This window comes from Actinomyces sp. HMSC075B09, from assembly GCF_001812395.1.
Classification (GTDB): domain Bacteria; phylum Actinomycetota; class Actinomycetes; order Actinomycetales; family Actinomycetaceae; genus Gleimia; species Gleimia europaea.
This window is the reverse complement of sequence record NZ_KV808739.1, coordinates 48802-70130: the sequence shown is the minus strand read 5'-3', so window position 1 is coordinate 70130 and position 21329 is coordinate 48802. Positions and strand designations below refer to the sequence as shown.

Below are 21329 nucleotides of genomic sequence, written 5' to 3'. Positions count from 1 at the left end.
TGGAGGAAGTATGAAAAAGCTTGTAAACGACGTGCATGAAGTGGTTCGCGAGTCTCTGGAAGGCTTCCAGCTGGCGCACTCCGATCTGGTTGATGTGCACTTCGACCCAGACTATATTTTGCGTGCACAGCCAAAGGAAGAGGGCAAGGTCGCTCTCGTTTCTGGCGGAGGATCCGGACACGAGCCGTTGCACGGTGGTTTTGTTGGCCACGGAATGTTGGACGCGGCGGTGCCCGGCGCTGTGTTCACCTCGCCAACTCCAGACCCGATCGAGGCGGCTACTCGCGCGGTGGATCGCGGGGCCGGCGTGCTTTACATCGTGAAGAACTACACGGGCGATGTCTTGAATTTTGAAACCGCTGCTGAACTTTGCGAAATGGACGACATTGAGGTTCGCACCGTGATTATCAACGATGACGTTGCGGTGGAAGACTCTTTGTACACGGCGGGTAGGCGCGGCGTGGCGGGCACCATGCTGGTTGAGAAGATCGCGGGAGCCGCGGCAGAACGCGGCGACAACCTGGACGAGGTAACTCGAATCGCCAACGAAGTGAATGACAACATGCGCTCTATGGGCCTGGCTCTTGGGCCCTGCACGGTTCCGCACGCGGGTAAGCCATCCTTTGACCTTGGCGATACCGAGGTGGAAATGGGTATCGGTATTCACGGCGAGCCCGGATACCGTCGTACCGAGATGAAGACCGCGGACGAGCTCACCGCAGAGCTGTACGAGAAGGTACGTGCGGACCTGCCGTTTGTGCAAGGAGATCGCGTAATCGTCTTAGTAAATGGGATGGGCGCCACGCCACTGTCTGAGCTATACATCGTGAACCGGAAGGTCCACGAGCTTCTCAAGGCCGATGGCATTGTTGCTGAGCGTACGCTGGTTGGAGACTACGTGACCAGCCTGGACATGCCCGGCGCTTCACTTACACTACTGCGCGTAAATGATGAAATGCTAGAGCTGTTTGACGCGCCCGCTCTAACAGCGGGATACCGAGAAGGGATGTAAGCAAGTGAGCTTAGATGTGAACTGGGCTTTGGCCTGGATCCAAAAGAGCGCCGAGGCGATTGCGGGGGCGCGTCTTGAACTGATTGACCTGGATCGCCAGATCGGCGACGGCGACCACGGTGAGAACATGGATCGAGGTTTCAGCGCGGTTGAAAAAGCGCTCGCCGCCACAGATACGGAAGACATTCAGTCGGTGTTGAAACTAGTGGCCAAAACCTTGATGTCTACCGTTGGAGGCGCTGCCGGGCCCCTGTATGGAACCGCGTTCCTTCGTGCGGCCAAGGCGGCAACCGGCGAGCAGGATCTGGATGCGATTGCTGTTGCAAACCTCCTCGAGGCGGCTTTGCTGGGTGTTCAGACGCGAGGTAAGGCGCAAGAGGGCGAAAAGACCATGGTCGATGCCTGGGCGCCGGCGGCTAAGGCGGCACGTGAAGTTGCTACCGCGGGCGGGGATGGCGTTGAAGCTCTCCGTGCAGCCGCATTAGCTGCGCGAGAAGGTGCTGAAGCTACGAAGCCATTGAAGGCAACGAAGGGGCGCGCCTCATACCTGGGGGAGCGCTCCATCGGGCACCTTGATCCAGGTGCGGTATCGTCCGCAATCATCATTGAACAAGCCGTGGCGGCGATCGATGTCTAAGGTCAGCCTTGTAATCGTTTCGCACTCGGACAAACTCGCGCAGGGCGTGGCCGAAGTCGCGGCACAGATGGCTCCTGACGTCGTGATCCGAGCGGCAGGAGGTCTCCAGGATGGGAACATCGGCACCTCCTTCGACAAGGTAGATGCCGCGGTTCAAGAACTCGTAGCCGATGGTCCCGTAGTATTACTAACCGACCTCGGCTCGGCAACGCTCACGGTTGAGTCGGTGCTCGACTTTCTTGACGACGAGCCGGCATATTTTGCCGACGGCCCACTGGTTGAAGGTGCGGTAGCGGGGGCGGTTGCAGCCCAGCAGGGCGCCGACGCCGAGGGGGTTGTTAAGGCTGTTCGTGACGCTGCTAAAACGTGGGGTACTTTCACTGAGTCGGAGACAAAACCCTTGGGGGAGGACGTGTGTGAGGCCGAGGTAGCAATAGCAGACCCGGATGGACTGCATGCCCGCCCAGCTGCCCTCGTCGCACGTTTTGTTAGCGACTACGATGCGGAGGTCACCATCGATGGGGCAGACGCAGCTTCAGTCATGTCGCTCATGGCACTGGGCGTTAGACAGGGGCAGACCGTAACCGTGCGCGCTAGCGGCGCTGACGCCCAGAGGGCTGTAAGCGACCTCGTGCAAAAACTTGAGTCAATGCCGGAGTAAAACACCGACAAACAGGCCGAGGAACTGCGGTAACAACCCGGTTTCTCTTTACGTCAAGATAAATTGTCGTAGAATCGATTTTGACACGGAAGTCAATGGAAAGGAAGGCAAATGCCTAGTCCGGAACAGCTCGATGCAAATAAAGAGCACACCCTCGTCCTTGTGAAGCCGGATGGTTTCAGGCGCGGCCTCACCGGCGAGGTGATTCGCCGCATCGAAGCTAAGGGATACCAACTAAAGGGTTTGAAGATCAAGCACGCTTCCGAAGAGCTCTTGCAAGATCACTACTTCGAGCATAAGGAAAAGCACTTCTTCAAGGATCTACTGGAGTACATGCAGTCTGATCTCGTTGTTGCGATGGTCGTTGAAGGCGATCGCGTGATTGAAGGCATGCGTAACCTCATGGGTAACACCAACCCGACGCTCGCAGCGCCCGGCACCATCCGCGGTGATCTCGGTCGAGATTGGGGTACCGGTAACGTGGAGAACATTGTTCACGGCTCTGACTCGCCGGCATCCGCAGACCGTGAAATCGCACTGTGGTTCCCCGAACTTGTTTGGAAAGAATAACGTTTTCGCTCATTTTTCGCCTAAACTTTGAGGCGTGCATCTAAAAACACTTACCATTCGTGGATTCAAGTCGTTTGCCTCGACAACGACCATGAATCTTGAGCCCGGCATCACCTGTGTGGTCGGGCCTAACGGCTCTGGTAAGTCAAATGTTGTAGATGCTCTCGCCTGGGTTATGGGCGAGCAGGGAGCTAAAAACCTTCGCGGCGGTCAGATGGCAGATGTTATCTTCGCCGGAACTTCTGAGCGCGCCCCACTGGGGCGCGCTCAGGTGTCTCTAACTATCGATAACACCGATGGCGCCCTTCCGATCGACTACTCCGAAGTCACCATTTCGCGAACGCTGTTTAGAGGCGGTGGGTCCGAGTATTCGATCAACGGTACTCAAGTGCGTTTGCTAGACATTCAAGAGCTCCTGTCCGACACCGGCATGGGGCGGCAGATGCACGTGATTGTGGGTCAGGGCCAGCTGGATGCGATTTTAGGAGCCGGGCCCGAGGAGAGGCGCGGTTTCATTGAAGAGGCTGCGGGCGTGCTCAAGCATCGCAAGCGCAAAGAGCGGGCGCTGCGCAAGCTGGAGTCGATGGAGGGCAATCTCGTTCGTGTACGTGATCTTACTAATGAGATTCACCGTCAGTTGCGTCCCCTAGCCAAACAGGCTGAAACTGCCCGTAAGGCCGGTGTGATCCAGGCCGAGGTGCGCGACGCGCAAGCCCGACTATTGGCCGATGACCTCGCGAGTTTGAAAGAACGGCTCGACGCGGGGCGAGTCAGCGAAGAGGCAACGAACGCCCGCAAGAAGGTGCTTAACGAGCAGTTGGATGCCGCTAAAGCACGTCTAAATGAGGCGGAACAATTGGCTCGCCTCGGCACCCCTCGCACCCAGGAACTCACGCGGTTGTGGCAAGAGCTATCCACCACGCACGCCTCGCTAATGACACTGTCATCGGTCTCTAACGAACGCATGCGAGGCGTTGCGCAGCCGCTACCCGCACCAAACTTCGACCTCGTGGATCTTGATCAAAAATCAGCAAAGGCAAATGAAGAGGACGCGGACCTGCTCGAACAGGTGCAGGCGTCTGGACAGAAGCTTGCCGATGTAATCAAAGCCAGAGAAGAGGCCGAAGCCGCCGCGCGCACCGCGCTCGACGAGGTGCGTCATTTGGAAGCCGAGCAGTCGAACCGACGCGAGCATATTGCCAGGCTGATTGGTGACGTAAATGCGGCAAAACAGGCGCTGGCATCACGCGCTGCTGAAGCCACCCGGATGAAAAATGCGGTTGCGGAGGCCACGGAGCGAACGAAGCTCGCAAGCGCCGAAATGGAAGGCCTTGAAGAGGTTCAGGCTGACGACCAGATGGCGAACGCGCATGAGGACGCGGTGCGGGCCCGAGATGAGGCGCGCGACCTAGTTGATCGTTTGCTCACGCAGGAGCGAGAAGCCCAGTCTGAGCGCGCCACCTGGACGGCTCGGCGCGACACATTGGCACAGTCTCTGCAGCCGGCGGACGAGACCGCGGAGCTACTGGATGCTGAGCATCCGGAGGTCCTCGGATCTTTGGCCAGTTTTATCTCTACCAGTGCGGGTTGGGAAAATGCGATTACCGCACTATTGGATCCATTTACCGATGCCGCGGTGATCACAGACCTGGGTCTTTCTCTACAGTTTGTGGACTCGGGCGGACGCCGCCGAATGGTCGCGGCCTTGGAGCAGAGCGTGGAGCCCGTAACCATCGAGGGCTGGACCAGGGCTGTTGACGTGGTTCAGGGCGAGCGCGTGCAAGGTCTCATTAACACGCTGCTAGCCGGAGCGGTGGTGTGCGAGGACGAGAGGGAGGCCATTTGCGCCCTTGAAAATCCGCTGGTGACAAAGGTTGCCACTCGAACGGGAGATGTTTTCACCCCGGTTTCGGTACTTACTTCGGGTTCCGACCACGCGTCGGTTTTGGCCCGCCACGCCGACTACGAGGATGCGAGCCGGCGCGCCGATGCCGCAAGCGAACAGCTGGAGGTTGTCTCGCAAAAACTGAAGGAGGCGCGCGAGCGTTACGACGCTTCGCTCAAGGTTGCAAACGAGCAGTTGCAGGCTCTGCGCAAGGCCGACTCAGAGCGGGCGAAGGCTATGGAGGTGCGGGCGCGTGCCAGTTCTCGTTTGCGGGCTGCGCAGGGAGAACAAGAACGCCTTGCCACCACTTTGAAAAAGATCGAAGAGGGCGTGGAACGAGCCCGTGAGCGCCTCGTTGAAGCCGAAGCTAAGCAGGCGGGGGCGCAGGCGCTCCCACAGGTTGCGGATCCCGCACAGGCTCGGGAAGAAGCAGAACAGCTAGAAGAAGCAGCGCGCGAAGCGCGTGCCAAAGAAACTGCGACCCGCCTCGACATTCGAACACTCGAAGAAACGGCGCGCCGAGTGCGTGATCGTGCCCGCTCCCTGCGCCAGCAAGTTGCGAAAGCCCGTTCCGACCTCACTGAATATGAACGACGCGAAGCTGCGCGCAAACGCGAATATCAGCGCCTGAGTGACATTTGTGACCGGATCGCGGCTCCGATCCGCGTTGCCGAAGCCGCACTAGAAGAGGCCAGTCAGCAGCTTCGCGCAGCGGAGAGCGAACGCACCGAAGCATCCGAGGCGGCAGCAAGCGCTCGTCATGAGGTGGACGAGATTCGTGCCAGTCTGCTCGAAATCACGGACGCTGCGCACCGCGATGAGATCGCGCTACAGGAAGTTGCCTTGCGGTACGAGCACACGGTCACGCGAGCACGCGACGAGCTAGCGCTTGAGGCCGAGCAACTTATTGACGAATTCGGCCCGCACAACCTTGTGGTTGCAGAAGATCCTTACCCGTACGTGCGCGTCGAGCAAGAAAAACGTCTGCGCAGCGCTAAACGTGAATTGGACCGGCTGGGCAAAATCAATCCACTAGCTCTCGAAGAACACGAGGCTCTCTCTAAACGCCACCAGTTCCTGGTTGACCAGCTACGTGATCTTACGGAATCCAAGAACGACCTGCTGGGCATCGTTGACGAAGTGGACCAGCGAGTTGAAGAGGTATTCACCCAGGCTTTCCTCGACACCCAAGAGGCGTTTACGCACGTGTTCGCAACCCTCTTTCCCGGAGGGTCGGGCAAACTCGTCCTCACGGACCCACAGAACATGCTGGAGACGGGCGTTGAGATCGAAGCGCGCCCCGCGGGCAAGAAAATTACGCGCCTATCCCTGCTGTCTGGTGGAGAACGTTCGCTTGCCGCGCTCGCCCTCCTCGTCGCCATTTTCAAGGCGCGTCCGTCCCCGTTCTACGTGCTAGATGAGGTTGAAGCCGCCCTTGATGACGTGAATTTGTCACGCTTGATCACGATCTTCAAGGAATTGCAGCAGGATTCGCAGCTGATTATCATCACGCACCAAAAGAGGACCATGAAGATCGCAGACGCGCTTTACGGTGTGACTATGCGTGCGGGTGTGACGCAAGTGGTTTCATCAAAGCTTGCAGACACGAAGCAGGCGCAAGCAGAGTCAAACGGCTAAGTGGTCGTTACCGACCGCTGGTAGTGTGTTGGTCACAACTGCGTAATAATTCGTGTTTTCTATTGCGTATCTGCTTGGATCTGGCACCCTAGAAGAGTGCTACAACCGGCCTTCTTCATTTTTGTCACGCTGACCGTTATCCTTGCGCTTGCGGTGGGCGTCCTTGTGGTACTTCTGGTTACTCGCAGATCTGTTTCAGACTGGCAGGTTCACCTCGAGAAGACAACGAGTGAGTGGAAGCAGGCTGATAATGAAGGGCAAAAGCCAGATCCGGTGACGCCCCGTAAGTCCTCGCTTGAAGCTGTGATTAAGAAAGAGGGGCGCGAGGGGTCCGCTTATCTGCGGGCAGAGGAACTGCCAAGCCTTGAACAGCGGCCCACTCTCTCTGACGACTAGGTCACTTTTACGTAGCCACGACGGTATTTTGTGGCGCTTATTATTGGTGAACGGCGCTCCGGTGCGTAATCATTAATGCATGGACGCATTTCTAGATTTTCTCGGATCCAACATGTATTTGGTGTGGATCCTCGTTGGACTCCTGGCTGTTGGTGGCGCAGTAGCGGTATCACGTTCGCGCAATAAAGAACTGCCACCAGCGCCACGCAAGCCGCAGATTGAGGCAAAGCCCGAAGCCGAAACTGACCGGGTAGAGACGGAACAACTTGAAAGTGAGGTCCCCGCAGGTCCGCAAACCCAGGGCGAGCCGGAGACTGTTGAGAGCGAACCAGCGGATGCCGCCTCCACGTTGGAACAGGAGCCTGCTCCAGCAGGCGAACTTGATCAACCTGAGTCGGCCCCCAGCCGCATGCATCGCCTGCGCTCACGTCTTGCCGGTTCGGGACGCATCGGTTCTGCCCTCCTCGGTATTCTTTCGCGCGGTGATCTGTCCGAGGAAGACTGGGAGGAACTTGAAGACACGCTCCTCATGGCTGATCTTGGCCTCGACACTACGGATCAGATCATGCAGGGCCTGCGCCAAAAGGTGAAGGTTGAGGACACGTCCGATCCGGAGCGTGTGCGCACGCTACTGCGCGAGGAGCTTCTTGCCGCGGTGGATCCGAGCATGGACCGCTCTTTGAATCTCGCGTCTGTTCAGACTGAGACGGGTACGCACCCGGCCGTGGTGCTCGTGGTTGGTGTTAATGGCACTGGGAAAACCACAACCGTGGGTAAATTGGCCCGCCTCCTCGTCGCAGAGGATAAGTCCGTCCTCCTCGGTGCGGCCGACACCTTCCGTGCAGCGGCTGCTGAACAGCTCACCACTTGGGGCGAGCGCGTGGGCGTGGGGACTGTTCGCTCTGAACTTGAGGGGGCAGATCCCTCCTCGGTCGCATTTGACGCGATAAAGACCGGACGTGAGGACGCGGTGGACGTGGTTTTGGTGGACACCGCGGGGCGTTTGCAAAATAAGTCCACGTTGATGGACGAGCTCGGCAAGGTGAAGCGAGTCATGGAAAAACAGGGGCCAATCGCTGAAACGTTACTGGTTCTAGACGCCACCACTGGGCAGAACGGTTTGCGCCAGGCGGAGATTTTCGCCCAAGTTGTTGACGTGAGCGGTGTGGTTCTTACCAAGCTGGACGGGTCAGCTAAGGGCGGCATTGTCGTTTCGGTGCAGAAGGCGCTTGGAGTGCCGGTGAAGCTTGTGGGCTTGGGCGAAGGTGCGGACGACCTGGCCCCATTCAGCCCCGAAGATTTCGTGGATGCAATCGTTGGCTAAGCTCCTCATCGGTTAAGGTAGGATGCAGTAACTTTTCGAAAACAGGATCAATAACGTGTTTCAAAACCTCTCTGATCGTCTAACAGATTCTTTCCGCAAACTTCGCGGCAAAGGCGTGATCACCGATGCGGATATTGATGCAACCGCGTCAGAGATTCGCCGCGCCCTTCTTGACGCGGACGTCGCACTGCCCGTAGTTCGCGAGTTCACTAAGAAGGTTCGTGAGGAAGCTCGCGGCATCACCGTGACGAAGGGACTGAATCCGGGCCAGCAGGTTGTGCGCGTTGTTCACGACCAGCTTGTGGAGGTCTTGGGTGGTGAAACGCGTGAGCTTCACTTTGCTCAGCGCGGCCCCACGGTGTTCATGCTCGCTGGTTTGCAGGGTGCTGGTAAAACCACGCTGGCTGGCAAGCTAGGCCACTGGATGAAGGAGGAGGGCAAGCGTGTCCTCCTCGTGGCCTCGGACTTACAGCGTCCAAACGCTGTCACCCAACTTGAGGTTATTGGTAAGCGTGCCGGTGTTGAAGTGTGGGCCCCGGAGCCGGGTAATGGAGTGGGCAACCCTGTGCAGGTTGCTCGTTCGGGCCTCAACTATGCGATTGAGAATGGATTCGACCTCGTAATCGTTGATACGGCGGGCCGCCTGGGCGTTGACGAAGAGATGATGCAGCAGGCGCGCGATATTCGTAACGCCGTGAATCCGCACGAGATCCTGTTCGTTCTGGATGCCATGGTCGGTCAGGATGCGGTACAAACTTCGGTTGCGTTCCGCGACGGTGTTGGATTTACGGGTGTTGTCCTGTCCAAGCTTGATGGCGATGCGCGCGGTGGTGCGGCGCTGTCGGTGCGTGGCGTTACCGGTCAGCCGATCCTATTCGCATCTACTGGCGAAGGGTTGGAGGACTTCGAGCGTTTCCACCCGGACCGCATGGCTGGGCGAATCCTCGATATGGGTGACATTCTCACCCTTATCGAACAGGCTGAGAAGAAGATCGACCAGCGTGAGGCCGAGGATGTTGCTGCCAAGGCAATGTCGGGTGAGCTGACGCTGGATGACTTCCTGAACCAGTTACAGCAGGTGCGCAAACTCGGTTCGATGAAGAAGCTCCTTGGAATGATGCCGGGAGCGGGGCAGATGCGTGAGCAGCTGGAGAACTTTGACGAGCGGGAAGTATCGCGCATCGAAGCGATCGTAAGATCGATGACGCCTGCTGAACGTAACAACGTCAAGGTGCTCGATGGTTCTCGCAGGCGTCGCATCGCGGCTGGTTCGGGCACCACAGTTGCGGAAGTCAATTCGTTGGTTAAGCGCTTTGAGGCCGCACGCGAAATGATGAAGCGCATGGGGGCCGGCGGTGGAATGCCCGGTATGGGTGGCTTCCCCGGTATGGGGAACTTGCCGGGTGCGGGTAAGCGAGCCGGCGCGCGTCAGCCAAAGAAGGCTAAGAAGCGCTCAAAGTCCGGTGTATCGGGCAATCCGGCGAAGCGTCGCCAGCAGGAACTGAAGGCGATGCTTCCAAAGGAACAGCGTCAGGGGTCCGCGTTTGGCGTGCAACAGGAGGCGCCTCGTCCCACAATGGATGATCTGCCGGATGACGTTAAGCGCATGCTGGGCGGATTTGGCGGCTAATGAGGTTTTCTGGCCACGTACTTTGGCAAAACTCCCCGAAGGTCGGGGAGTTTTCCCTTACGCCCGGCGATGTGGCATGTTGCGAGCGCGAGGTGAGTTCAACCGCTGGCCCTCACGAGTGGGTTAGCGGCACGTTTGAGGTGCGAGACGGGAAGATTCGCCGCCTCGGTAGTGAGTTCAGCCGGGCGGGCGTGGCTAATGATTTTGATGACGTATGGGTAACTCCCGGCCTGGTGGATGTTCACTGTCATATTGGGATAGGCCCGCAGGGGCAGACCACGGGCGAGCAGATGCTTGCTCAGGCTCACGCCAACCGCGATGCGGGCGTGCTCCTGGTGCGCGATTGCGGCGTGATTGGTGACAACTCGTGGATCAATGGGCGGCTTGATACTCTCACCATCTTGCGGGCGGGCAGGCATATCGCTAAGCACAAGTGTTACATTCGCGGGTATGCGATCGAGACCTCGGATGCGCAGTTACCCTCCGTGATGGAGGCCCAGGCGCGGGCGGGTACTGGCTGGGTGAAGGTAGTCGCCGACTGGATCGACCGATCAAACGGGGCGGATTCGGACCTGGATCCGTTGTGGGATACGCAGGCGCTAAAGGAAGGCGTGTTAGCCGCACATGAGGTAGGGGCGCGGGTAACGGTCCACTCGTTTGGTGAAAAGGCGATTGATGGCCTTCTCGAAGCCGGGGTGGACTGTATTGAACATGGCACTGGAATGAGGCCCGAACATGTGCAGGAGGCCTCCCGAATGGGAATCGCGGTTACGCCCACGCTGATGCAGGTGGCGTTGTTCCCGCAGTTCGCACGAGCAGGGAGCAAGAAATACCCGGTGTACGCGCAAACTATGACGGATTTGTGGGAGCGCCATGAGGCTACTCTGGGGAGTTTTATCGATGCTGGAGTGCAGTTGCTTCCCGGCACGGATGCGGGTGGGTATCAGGCGCACGGCGAGGTAGCAAAAGAGGTTGCGATGTGGCGCACGATGGGCCTTGCCCCGTCACAAATTGTCGATTTAGTAACGTGGAAGGCCCGCGAGTACCTTGGCGCGGCTGGACTGCATGAGGGCGCCGACGCTGACCTCGTAATGTTTGATGCTGACCCGGGTCAAAACGTTGAGGTCTTGCAACGACCAACACATGTGTTTTATCGAGGCGTAGAGCGCGTCGAGAGCCTCTAATACTGGGATTGCACTTGATCCAGTAGGTTCGCAAGCATCTCAGATTTGAGACCCGCGGACGTAGCGGCAATGGCCGGTTGCGTGCCCGTTGCTTCGTTTCCGAGGTCACGTTGGTCCACGTGTCCGCCACTTACTCGCACCAGATGGACGCCCGCTGCAATGTCCCACAGTTTGATTCGCGTGGCGAAGACGGCTCCTGCGCGACCAGCGGCAACTTGGGCGAGGTCAAGGGCGCACGCTCCCGGGCGGCGTATGGCGCGGAAGGTGGATAGCAGATCGGTTAGTCCCTGCGCTGCTAGGTTCGGGAACTGTTTCACCTCAGATACGGTGGGGAAGTAGGTGAGGAGCAGCGCTTCGCTCTCGGCCGTAATGGTCTTGCTGCCTTCAATGTTGCCGGACTTTAGCGCGTAGAAGTCATCTCCGCGTTCAATCCAGCCTTCAGTTTCGTTGGCCCAGAACACTTCGTTGTTGTAGGGAACGGTAATGGCTCCGGCTACGATTTCGCCGTCGAGGGAGGCTGCGACGGATGTGCCAAAGTAGGGGAATCCAGCGGCGAAGTTCGCGGTGCCATCAATGGGATCAATTATCCATTTCACGCGCGAGGCCAGTGACCGTGCGTCCACGTGAAAATCAGGCTCTACGATAGGGATCTCATCGGGGAAGTCACTGGGGGTACCGCCGGGCAGGATTTCTTCACCGTGCTCTTCACCGAGCTTGAGCGAGCCGGGGATGAAGCTGCCCAGGAGGGCACTGATCGCGGTCTCGGCAGCTTTGTCGTAAGGCGTGACTGGATCGTGAAAGTTCGCTTTGGTTTCGGTGGTTGCAGCGTCGAGTTTAACCCTTGAAGCCAGCAGGTATGGTCCCACTGCGGTTGCTGCAACTCGGCACATAAGTGCAAGTTCGTGGGTTAGATCGCCCCGCTGCAGGCTTCGCGTGGTTTCAGGGTCGAGGCCGACGATTCTTGGCGGATTGTCCAACCGGTATTGTTCAGTGCTCATGATGTCCTTTCGCTCATACCCATGCTCTCACTATTTTGGGAAGAGTTCCCTGCGCTATGCGTTGCGACGTAGCTTGCGAGGGAGTGCCGTGACCAATCGCACGATAAATCCTGCCTACTTAGGTCAAATACACTTCCCTTTTTGGCTCGTTTTCTGGCACAATGGAGCGTTGTACTCGAAGTCTGCGGACCCCTCTCTACCGTAGTTCTTCGCGTCCAGGATTCTAACCACTGTTTGTGTAACCCCCGATAGCGGTTTGGGTCCACCCTAATAAATCAAGGAGTGACCACTAAAGTGGCAGTTCGTATTCGACTAAAGCGCATGGGCAAGGTCCACGCACCGTTCTACCGTGTAGTTGTCGTTGATCAGCGCAAGAAGCGCGATGGTCGCGTGATTGAAGAGATCGGCACCTACGATCCGACGCGTACGCCGTCGCACATTTCGATTAAGGGCGAGCGTGCTCAGTACTGGCTCGGTGTCGGTGCTCAGCCGTCCAACCAGGTTCGCAACCTGCTCCGTTTGACCGGTGATCTCGCTGCACACAAGGGTGTTAAGAACCCGGTTTCGCGCGTGAAGTACGCTTCTGCGGATGAAGAGGCCGCCGCGAAGGCTATTAAGGCTGCGGAGGAAGAAGCGATCAAGCGTAAGGCAGCTATTGCTGAAGCGAAGCAGAAGGCAGAGGCCGAGGCCGCTGCTGCTAAGAAGGCTGAGGAAGAAGCGGCCGCTGAGGCAGCTGCAGCGGAAGCTGCGGAAGAGGCTCCGGCAGAAGCTGAAGCCGCTGCTGAGGCAGAGGACGCCTAATGCTAGCTGATGCCCTAGAACATCTTGTCAGTGGGATTGTTGATAATCCTGATGATGTCGAGGTGAGCTCGAGGTCTATGCGACGCGGACAGCTTCTGGAGGTTCGCGTTAATCCGGATGATCTGGGTCGCGTCATTGGTAGAAATGGGCGGACGGCTCGCGCACTTCGTGCGGTCATGTCGGCTCTGTCTACTAAGGGCCCGGTCCGGGTTGATGTCATAGATACTGATCGGGATTATTATTTCGATTTTGGGGCGGTGTGGCGCTTGTCCACACCGCCCCAAGTCATATTTTGAGCTGAAGCGGTGGGTGTTCATGGAACTTTTGGTTGCGGTTGTAGGGCCGGCGCATTCTCTTAAGGGAGAAGTTGCGCTGGATTTGCGTACGGATTCTCCGCAGGAGCGCTTTTTTGAAGGCGCGCAGTTTGACACGGCCTCGCATGGGGGTCTCACGGTGGAGGCGATTCGCGTTCACAAGGGCCGTATGCTGGTCAAGTTTGAAGAGGTGCAGGACAGAACGGGCGCGGAAGCGCTTCGTGGCGCTCGATTATTGATTGACGCTGATGATGTGCTAGACGAGGATGATGCGTGGTATCCCCACGAGCTGACGGGTTTGAAGGTGCGCACGGTTGAGGGAGAGTCTCGCGGTGTTGTCTCTCGCTTTGTGCCCGGAGCCGCGCAGGACCTGCTGGTGGTGGATTACGGTGGCCGTGAGGTTTTGGTGCCATTTGTGAGGCAGATCGTGCCTGAGGTACTGCTAGACGAGGGCACTATCGTGGTTGATCCGCCGGGCGGCCTCTTTGATGATGAGGAGTGAGCACCGTGCGGTTTGATTTGGTTTCTATTTTCCCGCAGTTCTTTGATGTGCTCGATCTGTCGCTGATGGGCAAAGCGAAGGATTCGGGTGCGGTACAGATTGTTGCTCACGATTTGCGAGATTGGACGCAGGATCGCCATCGCACGGTTGATGATTCGCCGTATGGTGGCGGCGCGGGCATGGTGATGCGCGCGGATATTTGGGGGAGGGCGCTGGATGAAATCCTCCAGATCCGCGAAGAAGATGCCACTGATGATTCGCCTTTAGATAGTTCTGCCGGCGTAAGTGACAGTGAGGATAATCCGCGCGCAGCTCGCCGAGTTTTGGCAGTTCCGACCCCCTCGGGAAAACCTTTGACACAGCGTGATGTGGAGAGCCTGTGCGCCGCCGATCAGATCGTGGTTGCCTGTGGTCGTTATGAGGGTATTGATCAGCGCGTCGTCGATTATTACGCGGGCACGCCAGGCGTGGAGGTGTTTGAGTATTCCATTGGCGATTACGTGCTGAATGGTGGCGAGGTGGCCGCGATCGTGCTCGTGGAGGCGGTAGCGCGCCTACTCGATGGGTTCATGGGTAATCCGAAATCTTTGGACGAAGAGTCATTCGAAGGCAACGTCCTCGAATATCCCTCCTATACCAGGCCGCAAGAGTGGCGCGGACTCGTAGTGCCGGACGTGCTGATGGGCGGCAACCATGCACAGATCGAGTCGTGGAGGAGGGGGAAGTCCCTCGCTAAGACAGCGAGGGTGCGGCCCGATCTAATCGATCAAACGAATCCGCAAACTCTTTCGTTGGAGGACCGGGAGGTTTTGGCGAGGTCCGGGTGGATTGCGCCGCTTGACGGTTCAGCTTGGCAGAGGGTGACGATTCGCCCCGCCATAGCTACGGAGGCTGATGAGATCGCGCAGGTTGCGGCCGCCACGTTCCCGGATGCGTGTCCGGCATACGTAACTGAGCAGGCTCAGGCTGAGCACATCGCGAATAATTTATCGAGTGAGGTCGTTGCCTCGTGGCTGGCGGACCCAAATTTTCGTGTTTTAGTGGCTGTAATAGACGGGCGGATAGAAGCGTATACCCTGGTCATCATGTACGAGGATGGCGACTATCCAAGTGATATTCCCGCCGACCAGATTGCGGCTGCCCCCACCTACATTTCGAAGCTTTACGTGACGAAGAAGTGGAGGGGCTCGGGGCTTGCTGGCGGAATTTTTGAGGCCGCGATTGAGGATGCGAAGCCGCTTGTAAAGGGCACTGAGTTCGTGCTGGGCACGGCTAAGGAGAACAAGCGAGCACGGAGCTTTTACCGCAGGCACGGATTCGTGACTTCAGGTAAGCGCGTATTCATGGTCGGCGATATTCGTGACGTTGACGTGGTCATGACCCGAGCTGTGTAGGGCGCTCTGCTCCTCCGCGCCATTACCTGGGGCCGTGAGGTTGGTAACTACCGTAGGCTTCTAGGTAATCCAGTGTCGACTGCGACCTCGTTATATGGCACAATGGAGCGGTTGGAAAATGGCGGTGAAACCTGCCGCAGGGGGACACCGAAGCCAGATTCCACAAGTGTAGTCGGCGGCTAGGCCGCTAAATGATCAGGTCTGACCTGCGGCAGTTTTGATCGGGAGATTAACATGCAGAAGCTAGATTTCGTTGACGAGCCTTCGCTCCGTAGCGACATTCCGGAATTCAAGGCCGGCGACACCGTCAAGGTGAATGTAAAGGTTACGGAAGGTAACCGTACCCGTATCCAGGTTTTCCAGGGTATTGTCATTGCTCGTCAGGGCGAGGGAGTTCGTGAGACCTTCACCGTTCGTAAGATTTCGTTTGGTGTTGGCGTTGAGCGTACGTTCCCGTTGCACGCTCCGACCATTGAGTCCATTGAGGTTGTGACTGTTGGTCGCGTTCGTCGCGCTAAGCTGTACTACCTGCGTGACCGTCACGGCAAGGCCGCTAAGGTCCGTGAGAAGCGCGCTAACTAATTTTAGTGCTTGTGCATGCCCCGGCATTTGCCGGGGCATGACTTTTATAGAGCCTACTCTTGCGTAAGCGTTTGATGTAGGCACATTGAGCTGGATAGTTTTAAGCTAATGCATTGGGAATAGTCTGAGATTTAGGAGAGTTATGCAGGACTTTGATGCGATCGTCCGGCGCGAGGAGCGCTCTTCTGAATCGGAGGCTACATATCAGCCTCGTCATGCGCATCCGGACGCAGAGAATCAGGGTAAGTCGGCCAAGAAACCCACTGTGTGGGGCCGTGTAAGTGAGGTGTTGCTAATCCTTGTTCTCGCGGTGATCTTATCCTCGTTATTGCGTGTGTTTTTAGTACAGGCGTTTTGGATCCCGTCCAGCTCAATGGAGGATACGTTACAGATTGGCGATAATGTCCTCGTGTCTAGGCTTACGCCGGGCCCGTTCGAGCTTGAGCGCGGTGACGTGGTGGTTTTCCGAGATGCTAATGAGTGGCTCCCGCCTGTTGCAGAGCCGGAGGGAGTGTCTGGGGCGATTGAGAAAGCGCTGGTATTTACTGGTTTGCGGCCGGCCTCGGGCGATCAGCATCTGGTGAAGCGCGTGATCGGTATGGGCGGAGACACGGTTGAGTGCTGTGATGATGGCGGCCGTCTGCTGGTAAATGGCCAGGCGATTTCGGAACCGTATTTGAAGGCGGGTTCGGATAATTCTGTCCAGCCATTTAGCGTGACGGTTCCGCAGGGTCACCTTTGGGTGATGGGGGATAATCGCAATAATTCTGCGGATTCGCGCGCACACATGACTATCCCTGATCTTGCTTTTGTTGATGTGAATGACGTTGTGGGCAAGGTGTTTTGGGTTAGTTGGCCTTTGGGGCATTGGTCGAATCCGACGGATAATTCACCTTTTGCGGACGTGCGGTGAGCCAACTTGAAGCTTGCAAGCACGACTGTTGAGCGTGATCTGTCCCGGTTCGGCACCGTTGTTGGCATGGACGAGGTTGGCCGCGGCGCTCTAGCTGGTCCGGTTGCGGTGGGAGCTGCGGTTTCTCCTGGAGGTGAGCCGGAGGTTGCTTTGGCGGATTCGAAGAACTTGTCGCCTGCCGCTCGGGAGCGCTTAGTATTGGAGGCAGTGAGGTGGGCGTGGCCCACGGCTGTGGGGATGGCATCGGCTGCTGAGGTTGATGAGTTGGGCATTACGGCGGCTTTGAGGAGGGCCGGGCTTCGCGCTCTTGGAACGTTGGCCTCTGCCGGGGTGCGGCCGGGCGTGGTGCTACTGGATGGGTCACATAATTGGCTGACTCCAACGGAGGATTTGTTTGGTGCCTGTGAGGGCCGGGACGCGTTTGTTGCTGTTGGTGAGCCTAGGGTGCAGACCTTGGTAAAGGCCGATGCGTCGTGTTCGGTGGTGGCGGCGGCCTCGATTGTGGCGAAGGTTGTGCGCGATCATTTGATGGTGTCTTTGCCGGATCCTGGGTATGGTTGGTCGGCGAATAAGGGTTATGCGTCGGCGGCGCATCGGGAGGCGTTGGCTAAGATTGGCGTGAGCGCTTATCACCGGCAGTCGTGGCGGCTTTTGAAGGATTAATTCGGGCAGGAAGGGGCTTGGGGATGAATCCTGAGATTGAGAATTACGAGAACAACTTGGAGCTGGATCTGTTCCGCGAGTATCGCGATGTGATCAGCTTGTTTAAGTATGTGGTTGAGTCGGAGCGCCGTTTTTACTTGTGTAATCAGGTGGATTTGCAGGTGCATCCGGTGGGCAATGACGTGTTTTTTGAGTTGCGGCTTGAGGACGCGTGGGTTTGGGATATTTACCGTTCGTCGCGGTTTGTGAAGTCTGTGCGTGTGCTGACGTTTAAGGATGTGAATATCGAGGAGCTCTCCAAGTCGGAGCTAGAGCTCCCATAGCTTGCGAGGGCAGTGTGAGTTCCTGAGGACGGCGTGCTTTCCCTTTCTGGGCACGCCGTTTTTGTGCCCTCTTTGGGCGTAACCTTTTGGCCTGCCTAGGTGAGGCGCTCTGGCCTGACTAGGTGAGGCGCTTTGGTCTGACTGCGTGTAGCGCTGCGTCCGGCCCTTGAATGTGCCCGACCCAAATTGCCCTCCCTACATTCCCGCCCCAAACTGCCCTTCCTGCATTTCCAGCCCAGTTACCGAATCCGACTTTCCGACCCAAACTCCCATATCCGTATTCCCGACCTAAACGGATGTATCCGCATTTCAGACCTAAAGGGTCGAATTAGGCAACAGTTATAGTCAGTTCCCCTCACGCTTGCGACAGCTGCGAGTTAGTAGTTATCGATTCCGACCCAAAATGCCCGAATAAGGGACGCTTTGTGCCGTTTTAGGTCTCATTCGTATTCGAGGACTTATGTGTGCTCGGTTTTGTGAGAGGAAGTGCCGGGTTGAGCAGCTGTTTTCGTCGGTTTCCCTCACGGTTCTGTTCTGGTCTGGAGATGAAACAGCGATTCAGACCTAAAGTGCCCATTTAGGTAGCAGTTATAGTCAGTTCCCTTCACAGTCGTGGTGCTTGCGTTGTGCGGCGTCGGTATTCCGACGGGAAATGTCAAAAAGAGGCCCAAGTTTTGCCACTTTCCCTCACGGTCGTGGTTTCGGCCGGCCCGTCATGCCCCGCAGCAACCGAGGAACCTGCCCACCCGGCTTTTCCCCAGCGCTACTGTTCGCGAGCCCGTCCACACCCGCACCCCGTTAGTGGCGAGCTTTTTTGCGCGAGGAAACAGGATGGTGCGCGGGAGGTGCTGATGGGTAGGACACATAGGTTGGGCCAGGTTGGTGAGGATTTGGTGGCGGAATACCTCACCGGCTTGGGCTGGCAGATTTTAGACAGGAATTACAGGAGGCGGGGCGCGGAGCTCGACATTGTGGCGCGTGATCCGAAGCGGGGAATCGTGTTTGTGGAGGTGAAGACTCGTTCGGCTCGAGGGGCGGCAACTGCGTGGGAGTCGATTACGGAACAGAAGATGCGGTTTTTGCGCCGCGGGGCAGCTGTTTGGTTGTCGGAACATGAGCGGAGCGGCTCCGTGTGCATGGATGCGGTGGTCGTGAAAGTGAGGGGAAGGCTGGCTGATATTGAGCATCGGAAAGGAGTGTTATGAGGCCAATTTTGGTGCGCACGCACGCGGTTGCGTGGTCAGGTATTACGGCGCACATTATTGCGGTTGAGACGCACGTGGGTTCAGGCCTGGTGTCGTTCAACTTGGTGGGTATGCCGGATGCGTCGGTGCGGGAGTCGCGCGATCGTGTGCGGGCGGCCCTCCAGTCGTGTGGTGTTGATTGGTTCGAGCATCGGGTAACGGTAAATCTGTCGCCGGCAGGAATTCCGAAGGCTGGATCCGCGTTTGATTTGGCGATAGCGGTGGGACTGTTGGCTGCGCGGGGAGTGGTTTCGCCTAAGGCCGTTGATGGAGCAGTGTTTATGGCGGAGCTCGGTTTGGACGGTTCGCTGCGTCCGATCCGAGGAGTGCTACCGGCGGTGGTTGGGGCGCGCCGTGAGGGGATGACGCAGGTTGTAGTGGCGGAGGATTCGCTCGCGGAGGCGAGGCTGCTACCCGGAGTGGAGGTTCTTGGTTTCGCTCATTTGCGTGATCTTGTTGCTCATTTCGGAGGCCGTTTGCCCGAGGGGTTGCCAGCTCTTTCCGCGCGCGAGGCCCCAGCTGTGCAGCCGGAGGTTTCGCATGCGCATGATGAGGTTGATTTAGCTGATGTGCGGGGCCAGGCGTTCGCGGCGGAGGGGCTGGTGTTGGCCGCGGCGGGCGGTCACCACTTGTTGTTGGTTGGTGAGCCGGGCGCGGGCAAGACGATGCTTGCTAAACGTTTGCCCACTATTTTGCCGCCTCTCGATGATGAGGATGCGATTGAGGTGACTGCGATCCACTCGATTTGCGGCACGTTCGACCCGTCGCGTGGGTTGATGAGGACTCCGCCAATCGAAACTCCGCATCATAGTGCGACGATGGCGGCGATTATTGGTGGAGGAACCGGGGTTCCGCGGCCGGGAGCGATTTCGCGGGCGCACGCGGGTGTTTTGGTGCTGGATGAGGCAGCTGAGTTTTCGCCCCAGGTGTTGGACGCGATGCGCCAGCCCTTGGAATCGGGGGTTGTGAATTTGCATAGGGCGCGCCATCACGTGGAGTATCCCGCCCGATTCCAATTGGTTCTAGCTTCTAATCCGTGTCCTTGTGGGCATGCGATTAGCCGGCGTAAGTCGTGTATGTGTTCGTCGTTGCAGCGTCGCCGCTACATGAGCCGGTTGTCGGGTCCGTTGCTGGATCGGATGGATATTCAGATACCGATGATGACACCGTCGCCAGCTGAGTTGTCGGATCCACCGGCGTATACGTCTGCGGATGCGCGCAAGCTCGTTGCGCAAGCGCGTGAGCGGGCACGCGAGCGGTGGCGTGGCACGCCTTGGACTATGAATGCACATGTTCCTTCGCGGCTCCTTCATGACCCGAAGTGCGGGATTGAGCCGGCGGTGTATAGGGGTGTGGAGCGCGCGATTGAGGACGGCACTTTGAGTTTGCGCGGTGCGGATCGAGTGTTGCGTCTTGCACTGACGATCGCGGATGTGCGCGGCGCGCGCAGGGTCGGCCTGTCAGAGCTCGTTAGTTCTTTGAAGTTTAGAAATGGGGTTGATAATGCGAATTCCTGATTTGACTAGTGAAAAAGAGGTTGCGTGCGCGTGGAGTGCCATCGTGGAGCCGGGCGACGTGGCTGCGGGGGTGTTGCGCGAGCAAATGGGTAGCGCCGCAGCGCTGGAATGGCTACTAACCCAACCGGACGTAGAGAAGCTTTCGCCGCAGATTTTATTTGACGAGGAGGGCCGCGAGCGCCCGTGGGTGAAGGCACTGAAGAGGTGGTTGCCTCGTGTGGAGGATTTGGATGTTCAGCGCGATTTGGATGCGTTGGCTCGGGTGGAGGGAACGGTGCTCTGGCCGGAGCATCCTGCTTGGCCCGAGGGGCTTAATGATCTGGGATTGGAGGCTCCGGCTGCGCTTTGGGTGCGTGGGGAGCTGAAGGCGATGCCGCGGGTAGCGATTGTGGGGGCGAGGGCATCAAGTTCGCACGGTAATTCGATTGCGCGTGATGTTGCGTTTGAGCTTGCCCGCAAGGGCGTGTGTGTGGTGTCGGGTGGAGCGTTTGGTATTGATGCGGCTGCTCACGTGGGCGCGTTGAAGGTGGGGCAGACGGTGGCGGTGATGGCCGGAGGAGTGTCGTACCTTTACCCGGCTTCCCACGCGGGCCTGTTTGAGCAGATCGAGCTGTCGGGCGCGATTGTGGCTGAGTGCCCGCCGGATTGGCGGCCAGCGCGGTGGCGTTTTTTGAGTCGGAACAGATTGATTGCGGCGTTATCGCAGGCGAGTGTGGTGGTGGAAGCATCATCGAGGTCAGGGGCTCTGGTGACTATTCGCCGCGCCCGGGAGATGGGTAGGCCGGTGGGGGCGTTTCCCGGTTCGGTGTCGTCGCAAATGTCAGCGGGTTGCAATGAGGCGATCCGTGAGGGCGTGACTTTGGTGACTGGCGTTGATGACATTTTGGAGTTGATGTCCGGCATCGGTGATTTCTTGTTTGATATGCCCGAGGGGAAGAAGCCGCGCCTAGATGCTGATGTGCAGCGCATTTTCGATGCGCTTCCAGCGAAGGGATCTGCAACGGTTCGTTGGGTAGCTCGAGCCGCTGGTTTGGGCGTGGATGAGGTGGAGCAGGGGATGACTACACTACTGTTGAAGAAGCTGGTTACGTGCGAGGGTGATGCTTTCGCGCGTTGCAGGTAGCGCACATACGCGGCGCGC

At 58.0% G+C, this 21329-nt stretch carries 20 protein-coding genes and 1 pseudogene; 20 read left to right on the top strand and 1 reads right to left on the bottom strand.

What is annotated here, in order from left to right; translation table 11 throughout:
• Positions 1-10: 10 nt before the first annotated feature.
• The 9 genes from dhaK (at position 11) to HMPREF2854_RS06245 (ending at position 10937) form a co-directional block, all read left to right on the top strand.
• The gene (dhaK, locus tag HMPREF2854_RS06285) at positions 11-1012 is read left to right on the top strand and encodes a dihydroxyacetone kinase subunit DhaK (RefSeq protein WP_070620570.1); all 1002 of its coding nucleotides are present in this window, start codon (positions 11-13) and stop codon (positions 1010-1012) included.
• A gap of 4 nt (positions 1013-1016) precedes the next feature.
• A complete protein-coding gene (dhaL, locus tag HMPREF2854_RS06280; RefSeq protein WP_070620566.1) occupies positions 1017-1649 on the top strand; it encodes a dihydroxyacetone kinase subunit DhaL in 633 nt (210 codons plus the stop codon).
• A complete protein-coding gene (dhaM, locus tag HMPREF2854_RS06275) occupies positions 1642-2310 on the top strand; it encodes a dihydroxyacetone kinase phosphoryl donor subunit DhaM (protein WP_070620563.1) in 669 nt (222 codons plus the stop codon). The genes dhaL and dhaM overlap by 8 nt, the downstream gene beginning before the upstream one ends.
• 111 nt (positions 2311-2421) lie before the next feature.
• Positions 2422-2880 carry a nucleoside-diphosphate kinase gene (gene ndk, locus HMPREF2854_RS06270; RefSeq protein WP_034500621.1) on the top strand — a complete coding sequence of 153 codons (459 nt, stop codon included), beginning with the start codon at positions 2422-2424 and terminating at the stop codon, positions 2878-2880.
• Between the two features lie 34 nt (positions 2881-2914).
• Positions 2915-6403, top strand: coding sequence for a chromosome segregation protein SMC (gene smc / locus HMPREF2854_RS06265; protein WP_070620560.1), 3489 nt, complete (start codon positions 2915-2917; stop codon positions 6401-6403).
• A gap of 96 nt (positions 6404-6499) precedes the next feature.
• Positions 6500-6799 (top strand): hypothetical protein, encoded by a 300-nt coding sequence (locus HMPREF2854_RS06260; protein ID WP_070620558.1) that lies wholly within the window; start codon positions 6500-6502, stop codon positions 6797-6799.
• 79 nt (positions 6800-6878) lie between these two features.
• Complete coding sequence (gene ftsY, locus HMPREF2854_RS06255; protein WP_070620555.1) at positions 6879-8123, top strand: signal recognition particle-docking protein FtsY; 1245 nt, start codon at positions 6879-6881, stop codon at positions 8121-8123.
• 55 nt (positions 8124-8178) lie between these two features.
• Entirely contained in the window at positions 8179-9753 is a 1575-nt protein-coding gene (gene ffh, locus HMPREF2854_RS06250; RefSeq protein WP_070620552.1) for a signal recognition particle protein, read from the top strand.
• A complete protein-coding gene (locus HMPREF2854_RS06245) occupies positions 9753-10937 on the top strand; it encodes an amidohydrolase family protein (RefSeq protein ID WP_070620551.1) in 1185 nt (394 codons plus the stop codon). Before ffh ends, HMPREF2854_RS06245 begins: the two co-directional genes overlap by 1 nt.
• Here the strand turns inward: HMPREF2854_RS06245 and HMPREF2854_RS06240 are convergent.
• Positions 10934-11935 carry an inositol monophosphatase family protein gene (locus HMPREF2854_RS06240; RefSeq protein ID WP_070620548.1) on the bottom strand — a complete coding sequence of 334 codons (1002 nt, stop codon included), beginning with the start codon at positions 11933-11935 and terminating at the stop codon, positions 10934-10936. The genes HMPREF2854_RS06245 and HMPREF2854_RS06240 overlap by 4 nt on opposite strands.
• 294 nt (positions 11936-12229) lie before the next feature.
• Here HMPREF2854_RS06240 and rpsP point away from each other — a divergent pair, with 294 nt between their 5' ends.
• The 11 genes and pseudogenes from rpsP to dprA all read left to right on the top strand — a co-directional run bounded on the left by rpsP (position 12230) and on the right by dprA (position 21311).
• Positions 12230-12736, top strand: a complete 507-nt coding sequence (gene rpsP / locus HMPREF2854_RS06235; protein ID WP_070620546.1) for a 30S ribosomal protein S16 — start codon at positions 12230-12232, stop codon at positions 12734-12736.
• Positions 12736-12972, top strand: a pseudogene (locus HMPREF2854_RS08570) (RNA-binding protein); the annotation flags it as partial. The gene rpsP and the pseudogene HMPREF2854_RS08570, both read left to right, overlap by 1 nt.
• Before the next feature lie 79 nt (positions 12973-13051).
• Entirely contained in the window at positions 13052-13552 is a 501-nt protein-coding gene (gene rimM / locus HMPREF2854_RS06225) for a ribosome maturation factor RimM (protein ID WP_070620541.1), read from the top strand.
• Positions 13553-13557: 5 nt separating this feature from the next.
• Positions 13558-14946, top strand: a complete 1389-nt coding sequence (gene trmD / locus HMPREF2854_RS06220) for a tRNA (guanosine(37)-N1)-methyltransferase TrmD (RefSeq protein WP_070620673.1) — start codon at positions 13558-13560, stop codon at positions 14944-14946.
• A gap of 234 nt (positions 14947-15180) precedes the next feature.
• Positions 15181-15528 (top strand): 50S ribosomal protein L19, encoded by a 348-nt coding sequence (gene rplS / locus HMPREF2854_RS06215; RefSeq protein WP_070620538.1) that lies wholly within the window; start codon positions 15181-15183, stop codon positions 15526-15528.
• 142 nt (positions 15529-15670) lie between these two features.
• Positions 15671-16441 carry a signal peptidase I gene (gene lepB, locus HMPREF2854_RS06210; RefSeq protein ID WP_070620535.1) on the top strand — a complete coding sequence of 257 codons (771 nt, stop codon included), beginning with the start codon at positions 15671-15673 and terminating at the stop codon, positions 16439-16441.
• Positions 16442-16507: 66 nt separating this feature from the next.
• Positions 16508-17104 (top strand): ribonuclease HII, encoded by a 597-nt coding sequence (locus tag HMPREF2854_RS06205; RefSeq protein ID WP_083309432.1) that lies wholly within the window; start codon positions 16508-16510, stop codon positions 17102-17104.
• A gap of 23 nt (positions 17105-17127) precedes the next feature.
• On the top strand, positions 17128-17427 hold the full coding sequence (locus HMPREF2854_RS06200) for a DUF2469 domain-containing protein (RefSeq protein WP_034510720.1): 300 nt from the start codon (positions 17128-17130) through the stop codon (positions 17425-17427).
• Positions 17428-18278: 851 nt separating this feature from the next.
• Positions 18279-18632, top strand: a complete 354-nt coding sequence (locus HMPREF2854_RS06195) for a YraN family protein (protein ID WP_070620529.1) — start codon at positions 18279-18281, stop codon at positions 18630-18632.
• Positions 18629-20188 (top strand): YifB family Mg chelatase-like AAA ATPase, encoded by a 1560-nt coding sequence (locus HMPREF2854_RS06190; RefSeq protein ID WP_070620526.1) that lies wholly within the window; start codon positions 18629-18631, stop codon positions 20186-20188. The genes HMPREF2854_RS06195 and HMPREF2854_RS06190 overlap by 4 nt, the downstream gene beginning before the upstream one ends.
• A complete protein-coding gene (gene dprA, locus HMPREF2854_RS06185) occupies positions 20175-21311 on the top strand; it encodes a DNA-processing protein DprA (RefSeq protein WP_070620522.1) in 1137 nt (378 codons plus the stop codon). The genes HMPREF2854_RS06190 and dprA overlap by 14 nt, the downstream gene beginning before the upstream one ends.
• The last annotated feature ends 18 nt before the right edge of the window (positions 21312-21329 follow it).

Bases quoted from the DNA above. Each gene is read 5' to 3' on its own strand.
- dhaM (WP_070620563.1), top strand. From the start codon at position 1,642: ATGTCTAAGGTCAGCCTTGTAATCGTTTCGCACTCGGACAAACTCGCG.
- HMPREF2854_RS06205 (WP_083309432.1), top strand. From the start codon at position 16,508: ATGGACGAGGTTGGCCGCGGCGCTCTAGCTGGTCCGGTTGCGGTGGGA.
- ftsY (WP_070620555.1), top strand. From the start codon at position 6,879: ATGGACGCATTTCTAGATTTTCTCGGATCCAACATGTATTTGGTGTGG.
- ndk (WP_034500621.1), top strand. From the start codon at position 2,422: ATGCCTAGTCCGGAACAGCTCGATGCAAATAAAGAGCACACCCTCGTC.
- rplS (WP_070620538.1), top strand. From the start codon at position 15,181: ATGCAGAAGCTAGATTTCGTTGACGAGCCTTCGCTCCGTAGCGACATT.
- dprA (WP_070620522.1), top strand. From the start codon at position 20,175: ATGCGAATTCCTGATTTGACTAGTGAAAAAGAGGTTGCGTGCGCGTGG.
- HMPREF2854_RS06190 (WP_070620526.1), top strand. From the start codon at position 18,629: ATGAGGCCAATTTTGGTGCGCACGCACGCGGTTGCGTGGTCAGGTATT.
- dhaK (WP_070620570.1), top strand. From the start codon at position 11: ATGAAAAAGCTTGTAAACGACGTGCATGAAGTGGTTCGCGAGTCTCTG.
- rimM (WP_070620541.1), top strand. From the start codon at position 13,052: ATGGAACTTTTGGTTGCGGTTGTAGGGCCGGCGCATTCTCTTAAGGGA.
- HMPREF2854_RS06245 (WP_070620551.1), top strand. From the start codon at position 9,753: ATGAGGTTTTCTGGCCACGTACTTTGGCAAAACTCCCCGAAGGTCGGG.
- lepB (WP_070620535.1), top strand. From the start codon at position 15,671: ATGCAGGACTTTGATGCGATCGTCCGGCGCGAGGAGCGCTCTTCTGAA.
- HMPREF2854_RS06200 (WP_034510720.1), top strand. From the start codon at position 17,128: ATGAATCCTGAGATTGAGAATTACGAGAACAACTTGGAGCTGGATCTG.
- HMPREF2854_RS06240 (WP_070620548.1), bottom strand. From the start codon at position 11,935: ATGAGCACTGAACAATACCGGTTGGACAATCCGCCAAGAATCGTCGGC.
- HMPREF2854_RS06195 (WP_070620529.1), top strand. From the start codon at position 18,279: ATGGGTAGGACACATAGGTTGGGCCAGGTTGGTGAGGATTTGGTGGCG.